Origin of the sequence: Sediminibacterium sp., assembly GCF_051861365.1 — a bacterium.
Lineage (GTDB): Bacteria > Bacteroidota > Bacteroidia > Chitinophagales > Chitinophagaceae > Sediminibacterium.
In genome coordinates this window covers 1-2,945 of the sequence record NZ_JBHYCW010000066.1, presented here as the reverse complement: position 1 = coordinate 2,945, position 2,945 = coordinate 1, and the positions used below count along the sequence as shown (strand labels likewise).

The 2,945-nt window shown below is 41.9% G+C and carries 1 protein-coding gene; it reads right to left on the bottom strand.

The window, feature by feature from the left end:
- Positions 1 to 2,945: HYR domain-containing protein (locus ACTIEV_RS15445; RefSeq protein ID WP_439516810.1), on the bottom strand; the 2,945-nt coding region annotated here is incomplete at both ends.

Genomic DNA, 2,945 nt, shown 5'->3' with positions numbered 1-2,945 from the left:
GGGAAGCTTGTAGTAATGATCGTATTAAATTCTACGATCCATTTGTTAAGCGTTGTGTTCTGCAAATCATCCCAGGTACCATCGGTATATAACTGCAGGTAATCCTGCAAAGCACCCTGGAACTGATTGGGCTCACCACCACGGAAAGAGGTAAAAGGTATAATACCGCAGTTATCCGTAGCATTAGGAGATGTAAAGGTTACCACAGCACCGCAGGTATTGGTTGTCGCATTTACCACAATCGGAGCAGGACAAGTAACTACTGGTGCTGTGACATCTTTCTTCTCAATAGTAATCGTACAAGTACTTTCATTACCAGTTGCATCTATGACAGTAAAGTCAACGACCATTGAACCATTACCATTGACCACTGATCCAGCTGCCGGACTTTGTGTAATCACCAATGAACCGGTTGCTGTACAATTATCGCTCACTATTAACAGACTTCTATAATCTGGTAAAGTTGCTTTACAGGTTGCATCAAGATTTAATGTTTGATTAGCAGGACATGTAATAGTAGGCTTAATAGCATCAGCAACTGTTACAGTGATAGCATTTGAAACAGCTGAAGTACATCCATCAACGGTTACAGTAGCTGAGTAACTACCAGTAGTTGGTGCCTGATAAACGTGGTTGTTTGCACCTGAAATATCTACGCCATTACGCTTCCATTGATAGATTGCATCTGCAATTGAACTTGCTTCAAGCATAACTGTATTTCCTGGGCATACAGATGTATTTCCATTCGCACTGATAGTGATCACAGGCAAGGCTTTCACTGTGAAATTAGTCGTGATCACACTACCACATTCAGTGCGATAAGTAATAACTGTTGTACCAGGATTCCTTGATACAACAACACCTGTAGTAGCATTAACCGTTGCTACATTCGTATTACTACTGCTCCATAATCCTCCGCCGATTGTATTCGACAAAGTACTGCTAGCTCCAATACATACTGAGGTCGTACCAGTAATTGGTGCAGTTGGTGGTATATAAGAAGAACAAGTACCATTATTCGTAGAACCTGATACGGTCCAATTAGAGCTATTGCCTGTTAAGGATAGATTATTGAGTTGCCCGTTTCTTCCCTTTCCACTTAAATCAATAAGTGAAGTTTCACCAGTATTATCATAATCTACAAAACCTTGATTGAAACGATAATACTCTTCTAACCCTGTTTGACCTTGTGGATTCAATTCACAATTCATATTGTTTTGGATTTCCTCCTGACATAATACCCTACTCCAAATACGCACTTCATCAATGGTGATATTACCAAAACGACCAGTATTATGTCTAACATCTTTTCCGATATGCAAAACTGAATTAGGATTATTCACAATATCATTAGTGATCCCAGTTGCTAATCCCGGACCACCAGATACTGTAGGTGCTAATACCCCATCCACATAAAACCTAACTCCGAATTCACTCGCCACACCAACATAATGATGCCAACCGGTTTGTAAAGCTACAGTAACCCCTTTCCAAACTCCGCCATCATTCACTAAAAAGTCAATATTGCCCTTAGTATCTGGATGCATCAGCCATACATTCGTAGACATATTATCTACACCTGAAGTAGACTGACCCATGATAGAACCATAAGGCATAATCGTATTCGGCGTATTCATCCAGAATTCTACTGTGATTTCTTTTTGGAATGCTCTGAATGGATTACTAACGGCCACAAAATCATTAACGCCATCAAAATTGAGTGCAGAAGCTGCCACCGTAGGAGCATTCACAGTGACGTTAAATGAACAATTCGTGATATTACCTGCGGCATCTGTTGCTCGATAAGTTACAGTGGTTGTTCCTTGTGGGAAAACAGATCCACTCGCTAAACCTGCGATTCTTGTGGTAGTTGTACCCGGACAATTATCCGTTCCAACTGGCGCTACATAATTAACTACAGCACCAGCTGCACTGGTTGCCGTAACTGTAATATCAGCAGGACATGTAATAACTGGCGGTTGGGCATCACGTACTGTAATCGTAAATTGAACAGATGAAGTTCCAACTGCATTTGTTGCTGTTGCAGTTACTACTGTAGATCCTAAACCGAAAGTGCTACCTGATGGTATCGAATAAGTAATCGTAGAAGCTGGGATACCTGTTGTTTCTGTTGCAGCAAAGTTAACTACCGCTGCACAAGTACCAGGTGCCACATTTACAGTTTGATTCCCTGGACTTACGATGACTGGAGCTAATCCAGATACCGTTACGGTAAATGAACATTCGGTTGACAAGCCTGCTGCATCTGTTACTCGATGAGTAACAGTTGTAGTTCCAATTGGGAAGGTTGATCCACTGGCTGGTCCGGCAATTCTTTCAGTTGTTGCACCAGAACAATTATCTGTACCTACAGGTGTCGTATAATTCACCACTGCACCGGCGGCACTAGTAGCAGTAACATTGATATTAGCAGGGCAACTGATCACCGGTGGTTGTACATCACGTACCGTTACGGTGAAGCTACAAGTACTTTCATTGCCTGATTCATCTCGAGCAATAAACGTATTGGTGGTAACACCCAAAGGGAATACAGAACCCGATGGTAAGCCCGCAGTTTGGGTAATCGTAATTTTTGGAGTTGACATGCTTGTTCCATCTACCCATTTCCATCCTCCATAGTTCTGCGAAGCATTGCCTGGTTCAATATATTTCGAATCACTAAGATCCTGATATCCCCCTACCCATGCCATACCATAAGGGGCAACTAAACTGTTTTCAGCCTGAGTATTAATCGAAACCAGATCGCCGCCAATGGATTGTGCAGATAAACGGGCATTGATCCAAGTAGCTGTACTGGTAGATACATAGTAGCTATGTCCGCCAAACTCTCCGATTCTTGTATAGCCAGGGAAGCTTGTAGTAATGATCGTATTAAATTCTACGATCCATTTGTTAAGCGTTGTGTTCTGCAAATCATCCCAGGT